General features: G+C 38.6%; 19 protein-coding genes. 9 read left to right on the top strand and 10 right to left on the bottom strand.

Annotated elements, in window-relative coordinates; translation table 11 throughout:
• Positions 1 to 498: a peptide-methionine (S)-S-oxide reductase MsrA gene (gene msrA / locus B6A32_RS08855; protein ID WP_085303041.1), complete on the top strand. Its 498-nt coding sequence runs from the start codon at positions 1 to 3 to the stop codon at positions 496 to 498.
• A gap of 105 nt (positions 499 to 603) precedes the next feature.
• Here the strand turns inward: msrA and yihA are convergent, their stop codons facing one another.
• On the bottom strand, positions 604 to 1,260 hold the full coding sequence (yihA, locus tag B6A32_RS08850; protein ID WP_085303039.1) for a ribosome biogenesis GTP-binding protein YihA/YsxC: 657 nt from the start codon (positions 1,258 to 1,260) through the stop codon (positions 604 to 606).
• Positions 1,261 to 1,455: 195 nt separating this feature from the next.
• Between yihA and B6A32_RS19330 the strand changes: the two genes are divergently transcribed.
• Together B6A32_RS19330 and B6A32_RS08835 are read left to right on the top strand one after the other, a co-directional pair.
• Positions 1,456 to 2,682 carry a c-type cytochrome gene (locus B6A32_RS19330; RefSeq protein WP_198946894.1) on the top strand — a complete coding sequence of 409 codons (1,227 nt, stop codon included), beginning with the start codon at positions 1,456 to 1,458 and terminating at the stop codon, positions 2,680 to 2,682.
• A gap of 199 nt (positions 2,683 to 2,881) precedes the next feature.
• Complete coding sequence (locus B6A32_RS08835) at positions 2,882 to 3,502, top strand: c-type cytochrome (protein WP_085303037.1); 621 nt, start codon at positions 2,882 to 2,884, stop codon at positions 3,500 to 3,502.
• 169 nt (positions 3,503 to 3,671) lie between these two features.
• Here the strand turns inward: B6A32_RS08835 and B6A32_RS08830 are convergent, their stop codons facing one another.
• Positions 3,672 to 4,166 (bottom strand): outer membrane beta-barrel protein, encoded by a 495-nt coding sequence (locus B6A32_RS08830; RefSeq protein WP_085303035.1) that lies wholly within the window; start codon positions 4,164 to 4,166, stop codon positions 3,672 to 3,674.
• A 245-nt stretch (positions 4,167 to 4,411) separates the two neighbouring features.
• Here B6A32_RS08830 and B6A32_RS08825 point away from each other — a divergent pair, with 245 nt between their 5' ends.
• Both B6A32_RS08825 and B6A32_RS08820 read left to right on the top strand, forming a co-directional pair.
• Positions 4,412 to 4,993, top strand: coding sequence for a HutD/Ves family protein (locus tag B6A32_RS08825; protein WP_158088472.1), 582 nt, complete (start codon positions 4,412 to 4,414; stop codon positions 4,991 to 4,993).
• A 150-nt stretch (positions 4,994 to 5,143) separates the two neighbouring features.
• Positions 5,144 to 6,667, top strand: a complete 1,524-nt coding sequence (locus B6A32_RS08820; protein ID WP_085303031.1) for a S10 family peptidase — start codon at positions 5,144 to 5,146, stop codon at positions 6,665 to 6,667.
• Positions 6,668 to 6,797: 130 nt separating this feature from the next.
• On the opposite strand, the gene B6A32_RS19325 is transcribed toward B6A32_RS08820, so the two are convergent.
• Positions 6,798 to 6,968: an NF038104 family lipoprotein gene (locus B6A32_RS19325; protein WP_198946893.1), complete on the bottom strand. Its 171-nt coding sequence runs from the start codon at positions 6,966 to 6,968 to the stop codon at positions 6,798 to 6,800.
• Between the two features lie 189 nt (positions 6,969 to 7,157).
• On the opposite strand from B6A32_RS19325, the gene B6A32_RS08810 reads away from it, so the two are divergent.
• On the top strand, positions 7,158 to 8,027 hold the full coding sequence (locus tag B6A32_RS08810) for a DMT family transporter (RefSeq protein ID WP_198946892.1): 870 nt from the start codon (positions 7,158 to 7,160) through the stop codon (positions 8,025 to 8,027).
• 240 nt (positions 8,028 to 8,267) lie between these two features.
• Here B6A32_RS08810 and B6A32_RS08805 read toward each other — a convergent pair whose 3' ends face one another.
• Positions 8,268 to 11,105: a M16 family metallopeptidase gene (locus B6A32_RS08805; RefSeq protein ID WP_085303382.1), complete on the bottom strand. Its 2,838-nt coding sequence runs from the start codon at positions 11,103 to 11,105 to the stop codon at positions 8,268 to 8,270.
• Between the two features lie 288 nt (positions 11,106 to 11,393).
• Here B6A32_RS08805 and B6A32_RS08800 point away from each other — a divergent pair, with 288 nt between their 5' ends.
• Entirely contained in the window at positions 11,394 to 12,854 is a 1,461-nt protein-coding gene (locus B6A32_RS08800) for an HDOD domain-containing protein (protein ID WP_085303025.1), read from the top strand.
• Between the two features lie 658 nt (positions 12,855 to 13,512).
• On the opposite strand, the gene polA is transcribed toward B6A32_RS08800, so the two are convergent.
• The 5 genes from polA to B6A32_RS08775 all read right to left on the bottom strand — a co-directional run bounded on the left by polA (position 13,513) and on the right by B6A32_RS08775 (position 20,975).
• A complete protein-coding gene (gene polA / locus B6A32_RS08795) occupies positions 13,513 to 16,257 on the bottom strand; it encodes a DNA polymerase I (protein WP_085303023.1) in 2,745 nt (914 codons plus the stop codon).
• Between the two features lie 644 nt (positions 16,258 to 16,901).
• Positions 16,902 to 17,804, bottom strand: a complete 903-nt coding sequence (locus B6A32_RS08790) for a copper resistance D family protein (protein WP_085303021.1) — start codon at positions 17,802 to 17,804, stop codon at positions 16,902 to 16,904.
• Between the two features lie 11 nt (positions 17,805 to 17,815).
• A complete protein-coding gene (locus B6A32_RS08785) occupies positions 17,816 to 18,229 on the bottom strand; it encodes a copper resistance CopC family protein (protein WP_085303019.1) in 414 nt (137 codons plus the stop codon).
• Positions 18,230 to 18,252: 23 nt separating this feature from the next.
• Complete coding sequence (locus tag B6A32_RS08780; protein ID WP_085303017.1) at positions 18,253 to 19,125, bottom strand: copper resistance protein B; 873 nt, start codon at positions 19,123 to 19,125, stop codon at positions 18,253 to 18,255.
• Complete coding sequence (locus B6A32_RS08775) at positions 19,122 to 20,975, bottom strand: copper resistance system multicopper oxidase (RefSeq protein WP_085303015.1); 1,854 nt, start codon at positions 20,973 to 20,975, stop codon at positions 19,122 to 19,124. The genes B6A32_RS08780 and B6A32_RS08775 overlap by 4 nt, the downstream gene beginning before the upstream one ends.
• 155 nt (positions 20,976 to 21,130) lie before the next feature.
• Between B6A32_RS08775 and B6A32_RS08770 the strand changes: the two genes are divergently transcribed.
• Positions 21,131 to 21,817, top strand: coding sequence for a heavy metal response regulator transcription factor (locus B6A32_RS08770; protein ID WP_085303013.1), 687 nt, complete (start codon positions 21,131 to 21,133; stop codon positions 21,815 to 21,817).
• Positions 21,807 to 23,210, top strand: a complete 1,404-nt coding sequence (locus B6A32_RS08765; protein ID WP_085303011.1) for a heavy metal sensor histidine kinase — start codon at positions 21,807 to 21,809, stop codon at positions 23,208 to 23,210. Before B6A32_RS08770 ends, B6A32_RS08765 begins: the two co-directional genes overlap by 11 nt.
• 124 nt (positions 23,211 to 23,334) lie before the next feature.
• Here the strand turns inward: B6A32_RS08765 and gorA are convergent, their stop codons facing one another.
• Positions 23,335 to 24,687, bottom strand: coding sequence for a glutathione-disulfide reductase (gorA, locus tag B6A32_RS08760; protein WP_085303009.1), 1,353 nt, complete (start codon positions 24,685 to 24,687; stop codon positions 23,335 to 23,337).
• Positions 24,688 to 24,757: the final 70 nt, after the last annotated feature.

Below are 24,757 nucleotides of genomic sequence, written 5' to 3'. Positions count from 1 at the left end.
ATGACCATTGAACGAGCGGTTTTAGCGGGTGGTTGTTTTTGGGGTATGCAAGATTTAATTCGTAGGTTGCCTGGCATTACAGAAACCAGTGCAGGTTATACGGGTGGCGATGTTGAAAATGCCACTTATCGAAATCATGGTAACCATGCTGAAGCTATTGAAGTTTATTTTGATAATACGGTGATCGGTTATCGTAAAATTTTAGAATTATTCTTTCAAATACATGATCCTACAACAGTTAACCGACAAGGCAACGATCTAGGTAGCGAGTATCGTTCGGCTATTTATTACACTAGCGCAGAGCAAAAAATGGTTGCTGAAAAAACGATTGGTGATGTAAATGCTTCAGGTTTATGGCCTGGTAAAGTGGTTACAGAACTTGAGCCTGTTGGTGAATTTTGGCAAGCCGAAGCTGAGCATCAAGATTATTTACAGCGCATGCCTAACGGGTACACTTGTCATTTTCCAAGAGCTGATTGGGTACTACCTGAGCAGTAATCTTAACCTTAAGCTTAAAATTTAAATTTGATGCTTAATAAAGCACCTAAAACAAAAACGCCTCGAATCTTCGAGGCGTTTTTTTATATCTTTGATTTTAGCTAATTACTCTTCTGAATAAGGGCCTTCGCTTAATTCGTTCAGCTCTTGCATATTCTCATCTTGAAACCATTCACAAATCACTTTATCAGCTTGCTCTGAACCGCTGCGCTTTAATGATGAAAACGCCTGCACTTTAATGTCAGCATTGAGTTTTGCGAGTTCTTTTTTAACGGCAAGTACTTGTGCACTTACTTTACCTTGAGAAAGTTTATCGCTTTTTGTTAATAAAGCTAATACCGGTAAATCACCGTCTGCAGCCCATTGAATAAGGTCCATATCAAGATCTTTTAACGGATGGCGTATATCCATTAAAATAACCAATCCCTTTAAACATTCACGCTTTTCTAAATATTCACCTAAAGCTTTTTGCCATTTTTTCTTCATTTCCATAGGCACTTTAGCAAATCCGTAGCCGGGTAAATCGACTAAACGCTTATTTTCTGCAATTTCAAAAATATTAATTAGCTGCGTACGACCTGGTGTTTTACTGGTACGCGCTAAGCTTCTTTGATTAGTTAATGTATTTAACGCACTTGATTTACCTGCGTTAGAGCGACCTGCAAATGCAACTTCAATACCACTATCTGCGGGTAAACGACGGATATCGGGTGCGCTAAGTGTAAAGGTCGCTTTGCTAAGATGAATGGCTGTAGATGACAAGTTTAGATCCAACTATGTAAGTAAAAACGGCATTATATCGTTTTTTCGCATTAAAGATGCAATTGTATTCAGTTTTTGCTAAAAAAATTAGCTAAAAATATCTCTAAGGTGCTTTAATAGTGTATGATGTTGCCGATTTTCCGGCTTATTGATTGCATTCAATAAAAAACACCAAAGCATGTTGAGAGTTTAGTTATGAAACATATTTTAACTTCTTTAATTTTAACACTTCTAAGTATTAATTTTGCTGTAGCCGCATCGGGCGATGCAGATGCAGGCAAAACTAAAGCAGCTACTTGTGCTGCGTGTCATGGTTCTAACGGGATTGGCGCAAGCGATACATTCCCCAACTTAGCAGGCCAACATGCTGATTATATTGTTAAACAATTAAAGGCTTTTAAATCAGGCGATCGCAAAGACCCACTTATGAGCCCAATGGCAGCGCCTTTATCTGAGCAAGATATGGCTGACGTTGCTGCATATTTTTCAGCTTTACCTCGTGACGGTGCCAGCCAAGGTTCAGGCGCTGATAATGCAAGCGCTACAGGTAGTGCTGCACCAGTAGCTTATGTACCAGACCCAGCTGCAGGTAAAAGTTTATATGAACTTGGCGACCCTTCTCGCAATATTGCGTCATGTATTGGTTGTCACGGAACTGAAGGTCATAGTGAAGTACTGATTTACCCAAATTTAGCTAATCAGCACCCAGAGTATATTGCTAAACAGTTAATGAACTTTAAAAACAAAAGTCGTGATAACTACGCAATGAATCAATTTGCTGGCAACATGACCAAAGATGACATAGCTGATATGGCCGCTTATTTTGCTGACCCTGCAGCAGTTGCCAACGTAGTTTCACGTAGAGTAATGCCTGCAGCGCCAATAACTGCTGAAGTTATTGCCGGTAAAGCTAAGTCTGCTACTTGTGCTGCTTGTCATGGCGCAGACGGTAATAGCTCTGTTGCTATGTACCCTAAACTTGCAGGTCAAAGCGCTGATTATTTAATAAAACAGTTACAAGAATTTAAAGCTGGAACACGTGAAAACGCAGTAATGGCCCCAATGGCTGCAGCGCTAAGCGAACAAGATATGCTAGAAATTGCTAGCTATTATGCTGCACAAAAAGTAGCAACGGCTGAGTTAGCCGGCTCTGAAATCGGTAAAAAACTTTACTTTGGTGGTAACGTAAAACGCAAAATTACAGCTTGTGTTGCTTGTCACGGCGTAAATGGTAAAGGTATGAATAAAGCTGGTTTCCCTACAATTGCTGGCCAGAATGAAACATACTTAAAAGCGCAATTAATGAGCTTCAAAAAAGGTGAGCGTAATAACGATTACAACACCATGATGCAAAGCGTTGCTTCTAAACTATCAGAAAGTGATATGGATGAGCTTGCTAAGTACATGGCTTCAATGAAGTAAGCTAGTTTTAACGTTATTAAAAAAACCGCATTCATTGCGGTTTTTTTGTTTTTAAACTGGACGTTATCAAAGATTTGATTGATTTTTTTCTCCGCATTATTTCACAATCATTAAATTCGTGTAGAATGCAGAAGCAATACGTTAACAAATTTTAGCAGTAAACCCATGATCGTGTTTACGACAAGTAGAGAGTAAACCAATGAAAAAATTTATCATTACTATTTTATTAGGATTAAGTGCAATTGCTACCGCCAATGCGGCAGAAGGTAATGCAGAAGCAGGTAAAAACAAATCAGCAATGTGTGCTGCTTGTCATGGTGCTGACGGAAATAGCCTTGTACCTATGTACCCTAAATTAGCGGGTCAAAGCGCTAGTTACTTAGTAAAACAACTCGTTGAATTTAAGCAAGGTATGACATCAGGTGGTAAATCTGGTCGTGTTGACCCTGTAATGGGTGGCATGGCAATGGCACTTAGCGAACAAGACATGGCCGATGTTGCTGCATTTTATGCTAGCCAAGAAATAACAGCAGGTACGGGTAACGCAGATGCTTTAGGCAAAAAACTTTATTTAGGTGGCAACGCTGAAATGGAAGTTACTGCATGTGTTGCTTGTCATGGTATTAATGGTAAAGGTATGCCAAGTGCTGGTTTCCCTGCCCTTGCAAGCCAAAATGCTGAATACTTAAAAATTCAGTTAGAAAAATTTCGTAACGGTTCACGTAATAATGACCTTAACGGTATGATGCAAGGTGTTGCGGCTAATTTAACTGATGAAGAAATCACAGCATTATCGCAATATATGTCATCTTTAAAGTAATATTGTACGGGTTAAACGCCTGTAGGATAATGTTTAAAAAGTAGTGGTTATCACTGCTTTTTTGATCTAGCTTTTAAATAAAAGTGTGATTTTATTTTCTCAATAAAAAGGGAAGCTCAATGGCTTCCCTGTTCGTAATAATTTAAAAGTTAACCCTTAAATTAGCCGCTTAAAATGAGTATTTAAAACCAACAGTAAATACGTCAAGTCCATCGTAATTTTCAAATGAAGCTTCAACACTGGTTTTGTCGTTTAATTTCTTACCAACACCAGCACCAAAGCCTAGCTCCCATTCGTCATCACTATAAGATGCACCACGATAGCTAGCTTTAACATCTAAGTTTGCATATGAAGGCATGGCATAAGCGTAGAAACCATTATCGAAGTTATACTGTCCACGAACAGAAAGAGCGGTGAACCTTTCTACTTCAAGCTTAACGCCGTCCATGTTATCGTCAGAAATACCCGTACCTAAGCGCAATTCTGGCATAAATGAAAATTTACTGCCCTCTTGAGCAAATTCGTAAGCAATTGAACCATAGATAACACCTAACGAAAGATCTTCATCAGACAAGTTTGCATAACCGCCGCCCGCCGACCAGTTAGCAGAGGCAGTTAAAGGTAATGCCAGTAAAGAAAGCGCAATAAGTGATTTTTTAAACATAATAATATCCTTTTATTCTTCTAGAAAAATGAAATCAAACTAAGAAAGTGCGCATGCTATCAATGCAAAATTTGTTAAGCAATTAAATTATTGTTATAAACTTTTACAATACGTAACAAGTTATGTTTTCTGTAAAAATTCACCGGTAAAATATAGCTTGTTGTAAGTATTCAACCTTGTTTCGCGTTATGATCAGCACATTGCTTTATTCATTTTATATTCGTTTTTTATTCGGAATGCCTCATATGATCGAAATTATTCACCCTACTCAATTTAAAACCGTACCTTGGAAAAACGGCAAAGGCGAAACAGTTGAAATGGCGATAAACCCTGGCGGTACTTTAGAAAATTTCGACTGGCGCTTAAGTATGGCAAGTGTGGTTGAAGATGGCGTTTTTTCTAACTTTACTGGTTACACGCGCAACTTAATTTTAATTGAAGGTGATGGCATTAACCTGCAGCACAACGATAACAAAATTGACCGTTTAAAAAACTTACTTGATGTTGCCACCTTTGACGGCGGCAATAAAACCATTGGTAATCTACATACTAATGAAATAACCGACTTTAACGTTATTGCCCGAACTTCAGCGTTTCATAGTAAGGTTAGCTGTCATAAAAATACTACCAACCATATATTAGAAAAAAGCGACTTATGCTTTGTCTACAGTTTATTTAGCGACACAACTCTCACGACAAAAAGCACGCAAGAAGTTACCCTTGTACCTAGCCAACATTTAGTAAAAATAACCGACTTAACGGCAGATAATGTTGCGATAACGGGCGAACATTTGATTATTGTTTATCTTAGGCGTTGTGCGATTTAAGCTTCGCTTTATAAAACGAAGCTTGTGCGCTGCTAAACAGGTATACGGTTATTAATCGCTATAATTACTCGTTCTAACTTTTAAATATGATTTTTTAATTTTGCTGTCGTAGTCTCAAGATAAAGTAAATTTAACCTAGGGAACATTGTGATGACATATCGACATTTTATAACCTTATCGGCGTTACTCATGTTGCTATCGCCGCTAGCAAATGCAGAGTTTGAGCGCAAAATTGCTATTGATGAAAGCAAAACCACTAGCCATAGCACAAAAGTTAAAGGTAAATCGTTTGACTACACCGCAACTACTGGTACACAGCCTGTTTGGGACGAAGAAGGCAACCCAATTGCGAGCCTTTTTTATACCTATTACCAACGTTCGAAAGTAAAAAATAGAGCGGCGCGTCCTTTACTTATATCTTTTAATGGCGGTCCTGGTTCAGCTTCTGTGTGGATGCATGTAGCTTACACTGGCCCTAAAGTGCTAAATGTTGATAGTGAAGGTTTTCCATTACAGCCTTACGGTGTAAAAGCTAATGAATTTTCAATTTTAGATACCGCGGATATCGTTTTTGTTAACCCAGTTAATACCGGTTATTCACGAGTTTTACCTAATAAAGAAGGCAAAATGCCGTCAAAGGCAGAACAAAAAGAAATGTTCTTTGGGGTAAATGCCGACGTTAAATACTTAGCTGATTGGGTAAATACCTTTGTAACTCGCAATAATCGTTGGCAGTCTCCTAAATACCTTATTGGTGAAAGCTACGGAACCACCCGTGTTTCGGGTTTAGCATTAGAGCTACAATCTCGCCAGTGGATGTATTTAAACGGCGTTATTTTAGTCTCTCCTACCGATATAGGTATAAAACGTGAAGGACCAGTAAAATCAGCAAATCGCTTACCTTACTTTGCAGCAACAGCTTGGTATCACAAAGCGTTAGCCAGTGACTTACAAAATAAAGACTTATTAGAAATATTACCTGAAATTGAAAAGTTCACTGTCGAGCAATATCTACCAGCCCTTGCTAAAGGTGGCTTTATTGCCGCCGATGAAAAACTGCGCATAGCTAAACAAGTTGCCCGATATTCTGGCTTGTCGTTACAAGAAGTATTACGCAATAATTTAGATATTGAAGCCTCTTACTTTTGGAAAGAAATACTGCGTGAACGCGAACAAACCGTGGGTCGTTTAGACTCACGCTATTTAGGCATTGATGAAAAAGTTACCGGTAGCAGACCAGACTATAACGCAGAGCTTACCTCATGGTTACACAGCTTTACACCGGCTATAAACTACTATTTACGTGAAGAGCTTAATTATAAAACCGATGTTAAATATAATATGTTTGGCAACGTTCATCCATGGGATAGAAGCAACAACAACACAGGTAAAAACCTACGTTTAGCCATGGCGCAAAACCCGTATTTAAACGTTATGATTCAATCAGGTTACTACGATGGTGCGACTAATTATTTCGATGCTAAATATACCTTGTCGCAGCTTGATCCAAGCGGAAAAATGAAAGACAGACTGTCTTTTAAAGGTTATAAAAGTGGCCACATGATGTATTTGCGCTACCAAGATTTAGAAGCTTCGAATCAAGATATTCGTGAGTTTTTAAAAGCAACATTACCGAATAAAACTACCCCTGCGAAATATCAAAGTAAGCCATAAACAATAACGTTATATCAAATGTTTGCGTTATTAGTCAGCGTTGTCGGTGTAAAAACTGACAACGCTGTCGCTTTTAATTTAACCAGCAGTAGGCAAATGTAGTTTGCTTATTGCTAGGCTCGCCAATTGGTTACTCTTCGTCATCAATAATATCTGGCGTAACCGTATCCACAACATCAACAGCGCCACCCACTACGGTCGTAGTCACATCAACCGCGGTAGAAATAACCGTTGCCGCAATACAGCCCGACAAACTAAAAATTACGCCCAACAATAAAAGGCCTTGTGCTATTTTTTTCAAAACAATTTCACCAAATAAGTAAAAATATTCATTCAGAATACGATAATTAAATGATAAATCAATAAATGAATTCAGGCACCTGTTAGTAATAATGCTGCTGGGATAGTTATGCTTTTCAAAGCCCAACAAAGAGACTTTATTTTTTATAAGAGATAAACTGTCGCCATTAATGATTTAACGATGATATTTATGGGCTATTTACTTGCAGTGACCCTATTGTGGGCATTTTCATTCAGTTTAATTGGCGTTTATTTAGCAGGCCAAGTTGATGCCTGGTTTAGCGTTTTAATGCGCATTGCGCTGGCAACTTTAGTCTTTTTACCGTTTTTAAAATTAAAAAAAACACCCAAGGCCTTAGCTTTAAAACTGATGCTTATTGGCGCAGTTCAGCTTGGCGTAATGTATAGCTTTTACTACCACTCCTTTTTATATTTGTCGGTGCCCGAAGTCTTATTATTTACCGTGATGACCCCTATTTATATTACCCTGCTTAATGATGCCCTTGAAAAGCATTTTAATCCTCGGTTTTTTCTTATCGCTATTATTGCGGTATGTGGTGCGTTAGCTATTCGCTACGAAAGCATTAACAGCAACTTCTTGGTAGGTTTGTTACTCGTGCAAGCCGCCAACATGTGCTTTGCCACAGGGCAAGTAACCTACAAGCACTTAATGATCGACAGTAAACTCGACCACAAAACCGTATTCGGCTGGTTTTTTATTGGTGCATTCATTGTCGCTTCTGTTTGTTATGTGTTATTTGGCAATAGCGATAAATTACCCAGCACGCCAACTCAGTGGGGGGTGCTAATATACTTAGGTATCGTTGCTTCCGGTTTAGGCTATTTTGGCTGGAATAAAGGTGCAACGCTTGTCAATGTCGGAACATTAGCAGCAATGAATAATTTACTTATTCCAGCAGGCATTGTTGTTAACGTGCTGATATGGAATACAGAGGCTGACATACTCAGGTTAAGTATTGGCGCTGGGATTATTTTCGCTGCCTTATTACTTAATCAAATAAAAGCTAAACCTTCAAATAACGAACATAATGCGCTGTAACTTATGAAATAGCGCCAACATTTGATGAGCTACGAATGTTCAGCTTGTTTCGACCATATTAATCAGGCAAGCATCATTCAAAATAACGTATATGTTTTAATGATAAATAGCGTGGCGAAAGCACTTTCTTCATCGATAAAAAAGGCCACCAAATGGTAGCCTTTATTTACAACAGCTTTAACTGCCATATATTCATAGAGTTAGAGCTAAAGTTAGTTAAGTTAAGTCAAATCAGTTAAGCTAGATTTCGTAACTAATCACTTGATAACCTAGCGCTTCTAGCTGAGGCCTTAAGGTGTTAGCATCGCCAACCACTACCATTAACATCTCACTTAAGTTTAAGTGTTTTTTCGCTAAGGAATTAATCTCTGCCTTGCTAATATTGGCGACTATATTATTGCGCTCTTTAACAAAGTCTGCACTTAAGTCGTGCTCCAAAATTTGTGCTAAAAAGCTTAACTTACGACCCGGAGTTTCATACTTTAAGGCATCTTTTTGGTTAATGGCATTGCGCATAAAGGCTAGCTCTTCATCACTTATACCTTGCTCTGCGTAACGTTTAATTTCTTTAACAAACTCAACAATCGATTTATCGGTAACGTCTGCACGTACTTCTGCACTGGCGGTAAATGTGCCGGAAAATTTATTACCATAGAAATACGAACTTGCACCGTAGGTATAGCCCTTATCTTCTCGTAAATTTAAGTTAATACGGCTATTGAAAGCACCACCTAGCGGGAAATTCATTAAATAAGCACGATAGTACTCGCCTGTGATGTCTTGCGTAAGTGAGCGCTTACCTATGCGAATTACCGATTGTGCTGCGTTATCTTTATTAACTAAGTAAATAACTCCACGTTTAGCATTAGATTCAGGTAAGTCTAATAACAAGGGTTTTGCTGCACCTGTTAAAGCATTAAATAAACTTAAAGACTTTAATACCGCTGTTTTCTCTAAATCTGATACCAGTATTATTTCACTGCCTTTAGCTTTAACTTGTTGTTGATAAAGTGCTTTAACATCGGCTAGTGCAATATTCGTTAATGACGCCTCTGAACCATTACTAGACGTTGCCGCAATGTTGTCTGCATGTAGTAATTGGCGATAAGCATTTGCCGCTAAATAGCCTGCATCTTTTTTGCCATTAATTGCGCCTTGAATCGCGTTGTTTTTATTACGATCAAATTCATTTGGCAAGAACGCAGGTTGCGTAAGCTTTTCATACACTAACGCAAGTGTGGCATCAATGTGCTTAGTTAAGGCGTTTATATTAATCGATAAATATTGCGTGCCTGCTGAAATGTTAACCGAGGCACCAAGCTTTTGCAGCGCTTTACTCATGTCTTCTGCGCTTCGCTGCGTAGTAGATTCATTTAACATGGCCGCTAACAATGATGCTGTGCCTGCCTTTTCTTTATGCTCAAAGTAATGACCTGCAGGAATTTTTATCAACATTGACGTTGTTGGTGTTTCAGTACTTTGCGTTGCGAGTATTTTAATGCCGTTAGCAAAAGTTTCTCGCCACATTTGAGGAACTTCAACGGCTTTATTTGCGCCAGCAACTGGAGTTACACTGCGATCAAAGTCATCTTTTGCTTTACGGACTTGTAAATTTTGGGCGGTAGCGCTTTCAAGTGTTGGAAGCACTCGTTTAGGTGCAACGAAATTATCAGGAGCGGCAACAAATGCCAACTGCCCTTTTGGCACTATACTCATGATCACGCCATGTTTATTTTTAAGATATTTTTTATAAACACGCATAACATCAGCTTTAGTTACGTTGGCATAGCGAGCGATGTCTTGTTCAATATAATTTGGGTTGCCTTTGAAAGTTTCATTCGCCGCTAACTGACTTACTTTACCGGCAACACTTTGCAAACCAAACACAAAACCTGCTTCCATTTCAGCTTTAGCTTTAATTAAATCGTCATCTTCAACACCACGTGCTTCAAATTCGACTAGAGTATCACGAATCACTTTTTCCATATCTGCTAAGGTTTTACCAGAAGCCGGGTGAGGTAAGGCTAGCAGGTTAAAAGTACAAGCGAGCTCAGCACATGGGTGACTTACTGAGGCTTGCACCGCTAGCTGATTTTTCACTAAGTTTTTATACAATAATGACGTTTTTCCACCACCTAAAATGCTCGACAACAAATCTAATGCCGCTTCATCTTTATGCCTAACACTTACCGTTGGATAAGACATATACACTAAAGGCAAGTGCACATTATCTTCCATAGAAATATAACGATCTGCGTCTATAGTAAATTGCGGTTTTTCAGGCATGTTAACTTCAGGACCACGAGGAATGCTACCAAAGTATTTGTTCACCATAGCTAAGGTTTCAGCGACATTTAAGTCGCCACCTAAGGTTAAAGTCGCGTTGTTAGGGCCATACCAACGTAAGAAAAAGGCTTTTAAATCATTAACATTTACACGATTTAAATCGTCGATATAACCAATAGTTTGCCATGAATATGGATGACCAACAGGATACATAGCTTCCGCTACACGTTCGCGTAATAATCCATAAGGACGATTTTCGTAATTTTGACCGCGTTCGTTCTTGACGGTTTCACGCTGTATTTCAAATTTTTCTTGGGTGACTGCATCAACTAAAAAACCCATGCGGTCAGCTTCAAGCCATAACATTTTTTCAAGTTGGTTAGCGGGTACTGTTTGAAAGTAATTTGTTCGGTCACTGTTGGTTGTACCGTTCATGGTACCACCAGCTTCAGTCACTATTTTAAAATGCTCGTCGTCTGCAACATTTTCTGAGCCTTGAAACATCATATGCTCAAAAAAATGTGCAAAGCCAGACTTGCCAATATCTTCGCGAGCCGAGCCAACATGGTAAGTCATATCAACGTGAACGAGTGGGTCAGAGTTATCTTGATGAAGTATCAGTGTTAAACCGTTATCTAATACATATTTCTGATAGGGAATTACTGTTTTTCCAGCTTTACTGTCTACACGCTCAACAAAGGTTATGCCAGGTACTGTTATTGCTGGCTCTTTAGTCGCTGCTTGTTTAGTGTTTTCACATGCCGTTAAACACAGACATAACAAGGGTAGCATCCATTTATTCAAAATATTCACCTTTAGGTACAACTATTATATTGAGTTATCTCAATACTAACTAAATAGACAACAAGCACAATAGCTTGTTTGTTATATTTTGCTAAAAATATTGTAAAATTTAGTAACGCTGTTTACCGATAAACCCTATATTTTTGAACTAATAGGTAAGCGACTGATGGCGCGCTAGAAACCACTGTTTAATCGATATTCAGTTACTTTATTAGAAAATATGTTACGCTCGATCAAAAAGCCTAAATAGAGCTTAACAACACTTGGAGCAATGAGATGAAAGACCTGCCGCAGACTTCAGCTGAACATTGGGTTGATATTATCGCTAAAAGTGAACTGCCTGCTATCACCTCTACAGCTAAAATGCTGGACAAATTTAATAATGATGATAAATCGTCTTTACCTAAATTAAGTCAGGCAATTTTGCATGATCAAGCGCTTTCTTCTTGTCTGCTTAAAGTGGCTAATAGTGTGCAACACTTTAGTGTTAATAAGGTAAATACTGTTTCTCGTGCTGCAGTGATATTGGGGATTAGGTCAGTAAAAAACATTTGCCTTACCTCTAAATTAGTTGAAGGACTGTTATCAAATAAAGAACTTAACCCTAAAATTTACCATCAATTAACACAATCAATGGCGAGCTCCTTTTATGCCGGGCTATTAGCCAAAATGATGGCACCACAATATGCAGAAGATACTCAGGAAGAACTCTATTTAGCAGCAATGCTCTATCGAATAGGCGAAACTGCCTTTTGGATTGTAGGTGGAGAGTCTGCCGAAGAATTGATCTCGCATAACGATATGGCCACAGAAAGCTTTCGTCAAAAATGCATTAATGAAATTGGCTGCGATTTTTCACAGCTTAGTACTGAACTTGTTAAAACATGGGGCTTAAGCGATTTATTATTAAAAGCTTTAGATAAACCTAAAAGTCGAACGATTGAAATTCAAATAATTTATTTTGCGGATAAGCTCAGTAACACAATTGCAAATCCAAGCTGTAGCGCAGAAGAGTTTCAGCAACTGTTAACAGATATAGCGAAGTTAACTGGCTTAAATGTTCGACAGTTAGTCCTGAAAATTGAGCATTTACGTGAAAGGGCTAACAAACTACTAGCATCGTACGGTGCTTCGGCTTTAACCAAGCATATTAAACCTTTGCCAAAAGAAGGTGACTTCCAAGGTAATAAGTACCAAGTTTTAAAGCCTAATCCTGAGAAAGAAATTAATTTGCTTAGTACTTATAGTAAGCTCAATACCTTACTTAAATCGTCGACCGACTTAACAGAGTTTATACAATTAACCTTGCAAGCTATGTCAACAATATTTGCTTTCGAACATTGCAGTTTATTTTTAGTTGTTGATGATAAAAAGGCGATTAAATCACGTTTTACATACGATATAACCGGAAAACAATCAGACATAAATACCAAGTTTTCTCTTGTACGAACTAATAATGTTTTTAGCTACGCTATGGATAATGGCCAAGCCATTTTAGTAAAAGATCGCCAAGAAGCTAAATGGTATCAATTCATTACCGGTGAAATTGCCGAGTTTATGGTTAAAGGCTCAGTAATAATTTGCCCAATTAAAGTGGCGCAAACACCGATAGGTGTAATTACCGCACAAGTTTTTCAACATGATAAAGAGATTTCTAGTACAGATTTTGATCTTTGTTCTGCACTAGTCGAGCACCTTAACTTGTGCTTAACCATGCTTTCATACAAAAACAAATAAAGTAAACTTTCCTCAGTCTTTCGTTACTTACCAGCACCCACTTAAGTTTTTGTGTAATTATATTACAACTTTAAATTTTATCTGTGCTAAGTATATTTTCGGTTCATAATTTACTTACTCATATTTCAAGCAAAAAAAAGAGTCGACAACTAAGTTATCGACTCAAAAGCTATATGGGGAAGCTTAAATTCAAACTTTCACAACAAGTGTTAAATTTGGAAACAAGGTAATTATAGAGTAACAGCTCTAAGTATGTAAAGCTCATTTTGTAATTTTTTTACATTTTTAGTTATTTAATTACCTTTGAACCCATTATCTGTGTTCAAAAGTCGATAAATAGCACGCTATTGATAAACGTTTTGCTTTGGAAATGGCATAGAAAGAAGCATTGATGGTGTCTATTCGTGATGTTCACCCAGCTAAGCATTGACTTTACTATCTAAGCTTTTGACTCTCTTGAGTATCAAGCACTGATCATCCAGAGTTCAGGATAAATAAAATGAAGGAATAAAACTAAAAAAAAGGCCTCTGCGTAGAGGCCTATAAAGTAACACTCGTTGAAGGGATCATTAAGTGTTATTTAATAAGAACGTTTAGCTAGTGAAATAATTTCACAACAGCATAAACATTATAACAATAAGGCACATTAATACTGGCATTAATGTGCTTGCTCCCAGTTATCACCAATACCAGCTTCAGCAATTAGCGGTACACTCATGGTGATAGCATTATTCATTACCTCTACCAATGTAGCCGTGGTTGCTTCAACAATATCTTGATGAATTTCAAAAATTAATTCATCGTGCACTTGCATGGTCATTTTAATTCTAGGGTCGTTTTGCTCTTGAATCCAAGCATCAACATCTAGCATAGCCTTTTTAATAATATCGGCGGCTGTACCTTGCATTGGCGCATTTATAGCAGCACGCTCAGCCGCTTTTTTGCGCATACCATTTTTAGCATTAATATCGGGTAAATAAAGTCGGCGACCAAATAAGGTTTCAACATAACCCGTTTCTGTCGCTTTTTGACGGGTATCTTCCATGTATTGCGATACATTAGGGTAACGTTCAAAGTACTTATCCATATAAGCTTGCGCGGTATGGCGAGGTACGTTTAACTGTTTTGCTAAGCCAAAGGCTGACATGCCATAAATTAAACCAAAGTTAACCGCTTTAGCGCTGCGACGTTGATCGCTGGTAACTTCGTCTAGCGGTACGGCAAAAATTTCTGCTGCTGTTGCTTTATGTACATCTTTACCTTCAGAAAAGGCTTTTACTAAGCCGGGATCGTCAGATAAATGCGCCATAATACGCAATTCAATTTGCGAGTAATCGATAGCGACAATTTTATGCTCAGGTGGCGCAATAAAGGCTAAGCGAATTTTTCGTCCTTCTTCACTACGAATAGGAATATTTTGCAAGTTTGGATCAGTAGAAGAAAGTCTACCCGTAGCTGTAACGGCCTGATGATAAGAGGTATGTACCCGATTAGTTTTATTGCTAACCAATAGCGGTAGTTTATCCGTATAAGTAGACTTTAACTTACTTAAACCACGGTTCTCTAAAATAACTTTCGGTAATGGGTAATCTAAAGCTAATTCTTGCAGCACTTCTTCTGCCGTCGAAGGCGCGCCTTTAGGTGTTTTCTTAATAACCGGAATTTTAAGTTCGTCAAATAAAATTACTTGTAATTGCTTAGGAGAACTTAAGTTAAAGCTTTTACCTGCTAAATTATGTGCTTCAATTTCTAGCTCGGCTAAACGTGCACCTATCGACTGGCTTTGTTCTGCGAGCATATCACGGTCTATCAACACACCATGCTGCTCCATGCGAGCAAGCACCGGTAATAGTGGCATTTCAATATCAGTAAATACCGAGAGCTGCGAAGTGATCTTGGCTAATTGTGGGTAAATAGCTTCGTGCAAACGCATAGTAATATCGGCATCTTCAGCGGCATAATGTCCAGCCTTTTCAATATCAATTTGATTAAAAGTAAGTTGTTTGGCGCCCTTGCCTGCTATTTCTTCAAAATGTACTGTTTTATAGTCTAAATATTTTTCTGCTAACGCATCCATGTTGTGGCGCGTTGCCACACTATTAAAACAATAAGACTCAAGCATGGTGTCAAATTTAATGCCCTGCATTTCAATATTGTAATGCGATAATACATTGGCATCATATTTTAAGTTTTGCCCGACTTTAAAGACAGTATTACTTTCTAATAATGGCTTAAGCTGCTCAAGCACCCACGTTAATGATAAATGCTCAGGTGCATCAATATAGTCATGCGCTAAAGGAACATAAGCAGCCTTCCCCACTTCTATACAAAAAGATAAACCGACTAACTCAGCTTTCATATAATCAACGCTAGTGGTTTCAGTATCAAAAGCAAAAAGCTCAGCTTTGTTTAGCTTTTCAAGCCAAAGTGTAAAACTAGCTTGGTCTAGAATAATCTCGTATTCGCTATCAACGGCTGCTGGAATTTCTGCAACTTCCGCGCTTTGTTGAGTACTTTGCGCAGCACCTTTACTATCGCCTGCATCTAAGTCAGCTAATAAGCGTTTAAGTTCGTACTTTTTATATAATGTTCTTAATGTTTCTGTGTCTGGTGTTTTTGGCTTAAGTTCAGCAACGTTTTGCTCTAGTACTACATCAAGCTTAATGGTGGCAAGTTCATAAGATAACGGTAAAAATTCTAACGCTGTGCGTAAGTTTTCGCCGACTTTGCCTTTAACTTCATCAGCATGATCCATAACTTCTTGCAAACTTGGGTGAGCCGTTAACCATTTTACCGCTGTTTTAGGGCCGCATTTTTCAACGCCTGGAATGTTGTCAACTTTGTCTCCCATTAAGGCAAGGTAGTCAATTATTTGATCTGGGCGCACGCCAAACTTTTCAATTACGCCTGCTTCATCCATTTCAACATTGGTCATGGTATTGATTAAACGCACATGGGGATTTACTAACTGCGCCATATCTTTATCACCGGTAGAAATTACCGTTTCAATACCTAAAGCAGTAGCTTGATGAGATAAAGTGCCAATAACATCGTCTGCTTCAACGCCATCGACGACTAATAGTGGCAAACCCATAGCGGTAATAATGTCATGAATTGGCGCAATTTGTGTACGAAGGTCGTCTGGCATTGGCGGGCGATTAGCTTTGTAATCTGGATACATGTCATTGCGAAATGTTTTACCCTTCGCGTCAAATATCGCAATAATATTGCCATTAGGGTAATCTTTTTTCAAACTTCTGATCATATTCAAGACGCCAGTAATAGCGCCTGTAGGTTGACCTTCAGAAGTTGATAATGCTTGCAAATATGGCACGTGATATGCGCGAAATAAATAAGATGAACCATCGACTAAAATAAGCGGTGATTGGTCAGAAGTTGGCATGATAATTTTATAACTAGAAGAAAGATGGGGTAAGCATGCCATAATCGGCAAATTCTCTCTAGCACTTCATTATATTTAGTCACAAAAATAACCGAAATTGTGGATAAGTATGTTGAAAAGCACAGGAAAACCCCCTAAAGATCTGGCGAACTTTACGGCAAGTGTATTTTAATTAATTGTTATATAAGGAAAAAGGTAAGTCAGAAATCCTTTTCACATATTTTTTATTATTTTTATATTATGTGGATAAATAAATGTCCAAGCTTAGATTTACTTGTTCAATTAACGAACAATAAAAATTAGCGAGCTAAGAGATTACCAGAAAACAGCACCATTACCAGACAATTATTAAACTATTTTTACCCTTTTATGACACCTAGAAATAACAAAAAAACATAAGCTATATTTGGCAAGGGCTAGCTTAATTCGATGAATTTATTTTTGATAAAAATATAATTTTTATTTGCTAATTAATCCGAGGTGAATAAAAAAAAGCAACCGTTATACATGAATGTGAGTAACGCCAATGAGCGTTAATAACTAAATGTAAGGCATGTAAGCTCAGCAAATAAAAAAAGTCACTTTAGACTTACGTGTTAAGTAGCATAAAGTGACTTAGGTTATGTGCTTTATGGGCTTATTTTCTAAATAGGTGGCCCAACTAGCGTAGTAAATATACTCGTAATGATTAATACGGTAAGTGCGATAAACATCTCAATTGAAATAGAGCGCTTTAATGTGAGTACATGATGTTCTTCGGTGATCTGGGGTACTAGCGATAATTTATGCCACGCCCCCAACATAAGCATTGCACTGACCAATAATAATTTGAGTAATATTAATTGCCCATAACTCGAGGTGAACAAATCTGCCACTGTATCTAAGTATTGTAAAATCAGGGTAATGCCTGATGCTAAAAGTAGTACGATAATCATAATCGCAAGCTGACCAAATTGATGCATTAACCGCTTTACTTCAGTAAGTGCTAGTAACTGGCAACTTTTATAAAGTGGTAATAATGAACCTACCCAACAAGTAATGGCCAAAACATGAAGTACTAATAACGCTTTTATCCAGAGATTTTTTTCAGCACTGTGACCAGTAAAAGTAAAACTATAGGTAATGACTATCAGCACTACAACTGTTACCAAAATATTGAGCGTATTAAATAAGGGACTATATTTCCCCCAAGTACTCACCGCAACTATAGCGAGTAAAAAAGCAGGCATTCTTACCAAAGCTTGTTCGCCAATAACTGACTTCCAAGCTATTTCCAACATAAAGGCATCAGTCATGCCAGAGAAACCTGATTCAGCCATTGCCCCTGCCTCAATTGGCACCTGTAGTATAGAAGCAATTAACGCTAAGCTTAAACAAACCAAAGCCCCACGTTTTATATAGTTATTAAAAGTCGCAACGTTATTGGCGCTAGCTTTATTGTTGCGATTAAGTAAACGTAAAACTAAGGTACCGGCCAACGCTGCACTAGCAACATAAACTACTAACTTTAATAAAAGTAATAATACTGACCAGTAACTTAATTCCATTGCTTATCGTCCTAGTGATTATGGCTGTGCGAAGCAGGCATCGCTTGTTTCATTTCTTGATGCATACCATGCCCACCAATCATAAAGGTAAATGTACCTGTCATTTTATGACCATCACCACCTAAAACTACCCACTTAGCCGTGTACTGGCCTTCACTTAAAGTCGGTAATTTGTAATTAAACTGCTTACTCGCCTGTGCACTTGGCTTAAAGTTAAAATCTACTGTTTTATTACCTGAATCTGTAAGTAAAACTTTAGCTAATCTAACCTCACCACTAAAGGTCAAGACAAGCTCTTCAGGACTTTGCATCAACATAGCCTCATTCTCAGGTGATGACTGTGTCATTGACACATGTGCCGATGCTGTAAATGCTAATGCTAATGCTAGGCTTAAAAATGTCGCTACTGTATTAAATAATTTCATTACTACCTCTATTTATTAAAAAATTAAAACCAAAATTTTACGCCAGCAACAAATTCTGTTTCGCTGCTACTTTGCCCGTTTTGTTCTGCATAGTCTGCTGTAGTGCCAAACTTGTTTGTCCATTCAACACCGACATAAGGTGCAAATTGACGGGTGAATTCATAACGCACTCGAAAACCAATAGCACTACTTGATAAACCACTGCCTAAACCATTTTCAACATCACTTTTACCATACAGGGTCAGCTCGGCACGCGGTTGTACAATCAATTTTTGTGTCAGTAGTAATTCGTATTCTGCTTCAAAGGTTAATGCTGTATTACCGCCCTCGCCTAAGTAAGCGGTCATATCAATTTCAAACCAGTAAGGTGCTAGGCCTTGCACACCAAATGCTAGCCATTGACGGTTTTTGCCTTCTTTATAGTAGTCAACGCGAATACCTAATTGCGTATCCCAATATCCAGTCAGGGCATGTCCCCATAATATATCGGTTTGATTTTCTTCCAACTTACCCTCTGAAATATCACCTTCTGTTTTAATCACTAATCGATCAAATGTGGTGCCATACCAAGCTTGAAAATCGAATACGCCAGCATTAGCTTGCTCATTATATTCAAGCCTGTTGCCTAAGAGTGTATAAAAGCTATGTTCATCAGCCAGTGTTAGCCTATGCTCTTCACCTAAAGCATAAGGGCCTTTAGTTAACGTTGTGCCAGCCGAGTATGCATGTGGATCTCTAGCATCTTTAGGCGCGTCACCACTTTGTGGTTGCGGCTTTTCACCATCAGCACTAGCCATACCTGACATTTCATTTTGGGCAAATGTTTGCACGCTTACTAAAGGTAAGTAAAACAGCAGCGCGCTGATAAAAGGTTTAAACGATGTTAAATTTCTCATGATACAACCACCTCTCTAAACATACCTGCATCCATATGAAATAGTAAATGACAATGCCATGCCCAACGCCCCACATCATGTGGTGTAGTTAAAAAGCTGATCCGCTGTGCTGGTTGCACTGGGATAGTATGACGACGGACTTGAACATCACCCTGATCATTCTCTAAATCACTCCACATACCATGTAAATGCATAGGATGCGTCATCATGGTATCGTTTTGTAAAATCACCCGAATACGTTTATTGTGCTGCATATGTACTGGTGTACTTTTACCAAACTCTAGGCCGTCAAAAGACCAACTGTAGCGTTCCATATTACCGGTTAAATGCAGTTCAATTTCCGCTTCTGGCTCTTGATGATTAGCAATTCCATCCAAAGAATGTAGATCAGCCAATGTGAGTACACGGCGACCATTTTTACGCAAGCCAATGCCTGGGTCGTCTAAATTTGTTCTGGGCATGTCAACACGCATGTCAACTGATGCACCATATTCTGTTTTGGCATGACGAACTTTCGAACTCGCAACGCTAAGCGGGTTATCATGCATATTATGCTTACTATGGTCCATTGCCATTGCGCCATGTTGACTATGGTCCATTTTCATTGAACCTTGGCCCATGCCTGACTGCTTCATGTTAGCCATAGCACCATGGTCCATACCTGTCATAGCGCCTTTATCGTTGCCATGCCCCATATTACCCATGTTGCCCATCATGTCAGTCATCGTTAACCATTCAACTGGATCTAATATTGGTGTTGGCGCATCAATGCCCTCGGCAATTGACAGTGTGCCTTTTGCATAACCAGATCTGTCCATACTTTGAGCAAAAATAGTATAAGCATCGTTTTTAGGTTCAACAATTACATCGTATGTTTCACCTGGCCCAAAGCGAAATTCGTCAACGGTTACTGGTTCTACATTTTGTCCGTCCGCCTGTACGACCGTTAATTTTAATTCCGGTATTCTTACATCAAAAAAACTATTACTCGAACCGTTAATAAATCTTAGCCTGAGTTTTTCGCCCGTTTTAAATAAGCCTCTCCAGTTAGCCATGGGCGTGCTGCCATTCATTAGAAAGGTCATAGTTGATGCTGACAAATCGGCAAGATCTGTTGGGTTCATTCGCATTTCATGCCACATTTTTCTACGCTGCAAGGCATTGGCGACACCGCTATTTGACACATCATCAAAAAACTCAGGTACCGTAGGCTGGCTGAAATTAAATACATCACTCTGTACTTTTAATTTTCGGAACAATGCCATTGGATCATCATCTGTCCAATCTGATAATTGAATAACATGTTCGTTATCTGAACTAATAATGTCGGTTTCTCTTGGTTCAATAATAAGAGCGCCGTACATACCTGTCATTTCTTGGAAGCCACTGTGGGAGTGATACCAATATGTACCACTTTGCTGTAGTTTAAACTTATAAACAAAAGTTTCGCCAGGCATAATGCCTTTAAAACTAATGCCGGGTACACCATCCATTTGATATGGCAAAATGATACCGTGCCAATGAATAGAGCTAGGCACTGATAACTTGTTTGTTACTTTAATGGTAACATCATCACCTTCTCGCAATCGTAAAGTCGGAGCAGGTATTGAACCATTAATGGTCGTTGCCATACGAACAACACCGGTAAAATTTACTGGAGATTCGTCGATAACCAACTCAATAATTTTACCGCTAAGCTCTGGTGCATTTCCGGTGATTGTATCTGTAAATAACGATGAAGCTGCATGAATAATACTTGGAAACGCAGCTAGCACTCCTCCCGCGACAAGTCCTTGGACAAATCTGCGGCGAGGCATGGAAGATGACTGTATTTTATTAATGTCGCCCATTAACGGACTCCTCTTATTCGGAATATAAGTGCAGTATAAAGCTGATACCTGTCAATAACATGACTCAAACATGACAAAGTTGTAATCTTAATGTCATGTTGCTGTTTACACAGTTACGCCATAATGTATAAATATAGATGATTTAGGAAAACTTCATGCGATTACTTGTTGTAGAAGACGAACAAAAAACAGGTGACTATTTGAAACAAGGCCTGACGGAAGCCGGGTTTCAGGTGTCTTTAGTACGTAATGGTTTAGACGGTCATCATTTGGCGATGACTGAAGTATTTGACGTCATAATATTAGACGTAATGCTGCCTGACGTTTCAGGTTGGCGGATCTTACAATCACTTAGAGAAGCAAGTAATCAAACCCCAGTGCTGTTTTTATCGGCTCGCGATAGCGTTGATGACAGAGTAAAAGGCCTCGAACTTGGAGCAGATGATTACCTTATTAAGCCCTTTGCATTTTCAGAAGTATTAGCCCGTGTCAGAACACTTATTCGCCGTGGCGGAACACCGAAAATTGAAAACACGCTACAAATTGCTGATTTAGAAGTCGATATTTTAAAGCATAAAGTAAAGCGAGCCGGTAAAAATATACTATTAAGTAATAAAGAGTTTAGCCTGCTCGAATTAATGGTGCGTCGCGAAGGTGAAGTTTTACCACGCTCCTTAATTGCATCTCAAGTATGGGATATGAACTTTGACAGCGATACTAATGTTATTGATGTTGCCATTCGCCGATTACGTGGCAAAGTTGACGAAGGTTTCAACATTAAACTCATTCATACGGTAAGAGGCATGGGTTATAAGTTGGAGGTTCAAGTGAATGAAAGTTAACAAAAGACCTCTATCTCTGACTTTTAGAGTGGTTTTATTTGTCGCTGTAAGCACAATATTTAGTTTAACCTTTCTCGGCATACTAATAGATACCTCGATAAGACATCATTTTATTCAGCAGGATATTAATGAACTCAAAGTTATATCTTCTTCAATTAATGAGGCTCTTTCTAAAAATACCGACAGTAACGAAACGCTTACAGAAGAGTTATCGCAGGCGGTTTCAGGTCATCATGGCGTTTATTATCAAGTTAGCGACCAAAAAGGTAATTTTATCTATGCTAACGCTGCATTAAATTTTCAACACTTTACCACTGCACCTGCTATTGAAGGTGATTTTGATATTGAAAACATAACACATCAAGATGTTGGAAAATTCTCATACCGTGTATTAGCAACGACTTACCAAACGCCTAAAGCAACATACAAAGCAACTATTGCTATTGATATGAGTTTTCATACTCATTTTTTAACTCAATTTAGGCAAAGTTTAGGGGCGATTATGATTGGCGCTGCTGTTTTAGTGCTACTAGCTGGCTGGTTTGCTGTTCACCAAGGATTAAACCCGTTGCGCGGTCTGAGCAAGAAAATGCGAAATATTCAAACGAACAATTTTGAAATCAGGTTAGACGAAACAAACGTCCCTATTGAGCTATTAAATATGGTGCAATCATTTAACTTGATGTTAGATAGGCTGCAAAGTGAGTTTTTACGCTTATCTAATTTCTCTACCGATATTGCCCATGAATTAAGAACCCCCTTAACCAATATAATTACACAAACCCAAGTTGGGTTGTCAAAGCCTAGAGCGTCAGAAGAATATCAAGAACTGCTATTTTCGAATTTAGAAGAACTTGATAGGTTAACAAACATGGTGCGAGATATGCTTTGGTTAGCTAAAACTCAAAATGGCTTAATTAAGCCAAAACAACAAATATTAAATAGCCAAACAGAAATTGAAGCTTTATTTGAATACTTTGATGCCCTCGCCGAAGAAGCAAACATTACCTTTGTTCGCCAAGGTGATGATGTAAGTTTTTATTGTGACAAACTACATTTTCGCCAATTACTCTCTAACTTGTTATCAAACGCCATTCGATATACTGCAAAGGGGTTGTCGATAGTAGTCAAAACTGAAGTAACAGTGCAAGGGCAAGTCGCTATTTCGATCAGTAATCTAGGGGATAAAATACCCGCAGAACATTTGCCTTATTTATTTGACCGATTTTATCGTCCTGATAAATCCAGACAACGCCACAGTGAAGGTGCTGGCTTAGGCCTTGCCATTGTTAAAGCGATGGTAGAAGCAAATAGTGGCGAAGTAACGGTTACTTCAGATGATGATAAAACCACCTTTAAGGTTTTATTTAATGCACCACCAAACAGAGTTTAGAAGTAACGAGCATAAAAAAACCACCTTTAGCTTCTATTCTTATGTCGAATAAAAGTTAACCGGTGGTTTTCTAACAGGTTTTATCTTTTAAAATTATCTCGTCAAATAGTGTCGATAATTAAACTTACATAGTGACAAATTCTTCCGCAGACGTTGGGTGAATAGCGACTGTGTTATCGAAATCAGCTTTGGTTGCGCCCATTTTCATAGCAACAGCAAAACCTTGTAATAATTCATCGCTGCCAAAACCTATACTATGAATACCCACTATTTTTTCTTCTTTACCCACACAGACCAATTTCATGCGTGTTGGGTCGCGATAGTCTTCGGTTATAGCTTGATACAGCGCAGTAAATTGAGAGTTATATACTTTAACTTGATCTTCACCATGCTCAGCAATAGCTTCAGCTTCGGATAAGCCAACAGTACCAATAACTGGGTGGCTAAATACCACGGTAGCAATATTAGAATAATCTAAATGCTCGTTCGGTTTATTGTTAAATAAACGCTCACACAAACGACGGCCCGCGGCTACGGCTACAGGCGTTAATTGTGCTCGGCCCGTATTGTCGCCTACTGCATAAATACCATCAACGTCGGTATTTTGAAATTTGTCTGTTGGAATAAAACCGCGTTCATTAAGCTTGATACCTGTTGCTTCGATATTAATATTATCGGTTGCAGGTTCACGACCAATGGCCCAAATCAAGCTGTCTACTGGCCCAATACTTTTGCCATTTTCTAAATGAATAGTTAATTTACCATCGTTATGTTTTTCAACACGTGTAGGCACGCTCATGGTGTGTAATGTAGGACCATGTTTAGCCATTTGCTCGACTAAGGTGTCGCTTAGCATGTCGTCAAAACCACGAAGCGGCTTTTCTTTACGCACTAATAAATGAGACTCGCTACCAAGTGCATGCAAAACACCCGCAAGCTCTACCGCAATATAACCAGCGCCAACAACTGCTACTTTTTCAGGTTGCTCGGTTAATGCAAAGAAACCGTCTGAATCTATGCCATATTCTGCCCCTTCAATATTTGGACGACTTGGGCGCCCGCCTGTGGCAATAGTAATATGGTCGGCCGTATATAAAGTGCCATCAACTTCAACGGTATTTTTGTCAACAAACTTTGCAAAGCCATTAATAACGGTAACATCATTACTCGCAAAACCACGTGCGTAAGCAGCATGAATGCGTTCAATATAAGCTTCTCTGTTTTCAACTAGCTTAGCCCAGTTAAAGCTTTGCAGGGGCGCTTTAAAGCCGTAGTCATTAGCGTAATGCAATGCATCAGCAATTTGACCGGCATACCACATAGCCTTTTTCGGTACACAACCTACATTTACACAAGTGCCACCAATGTGTTTTGCTTCGATAACGGCAGCTTTTTTACCTAAACGAGCAGCTCTGTTTGCCGAAGCAATACCGCCACTGCCAGCGCCAATTGAAATGTAGTCAAAATGTTGCGTCATAGTTTTACCTTATTTTTGTCAATGTATTAATTGCGTTTATACTAATTTAAGTTCTGGTGGATATTAAATA

The sequence above is a fragment of the Colwellia polaris genome (assembly GCF_002104515.1).
Lineage (GTDB): Bacteria > Pseudomonadota > Gammaproteobacteria > Enterobacterales > Alteromonadaceae > Cognaticolwellia > Cognaticolwellia polaris.
Note: the sequence above shows the minus strand (reverse complement) of the source record. Positions and strands in the feature narration are given on the sequence as shown.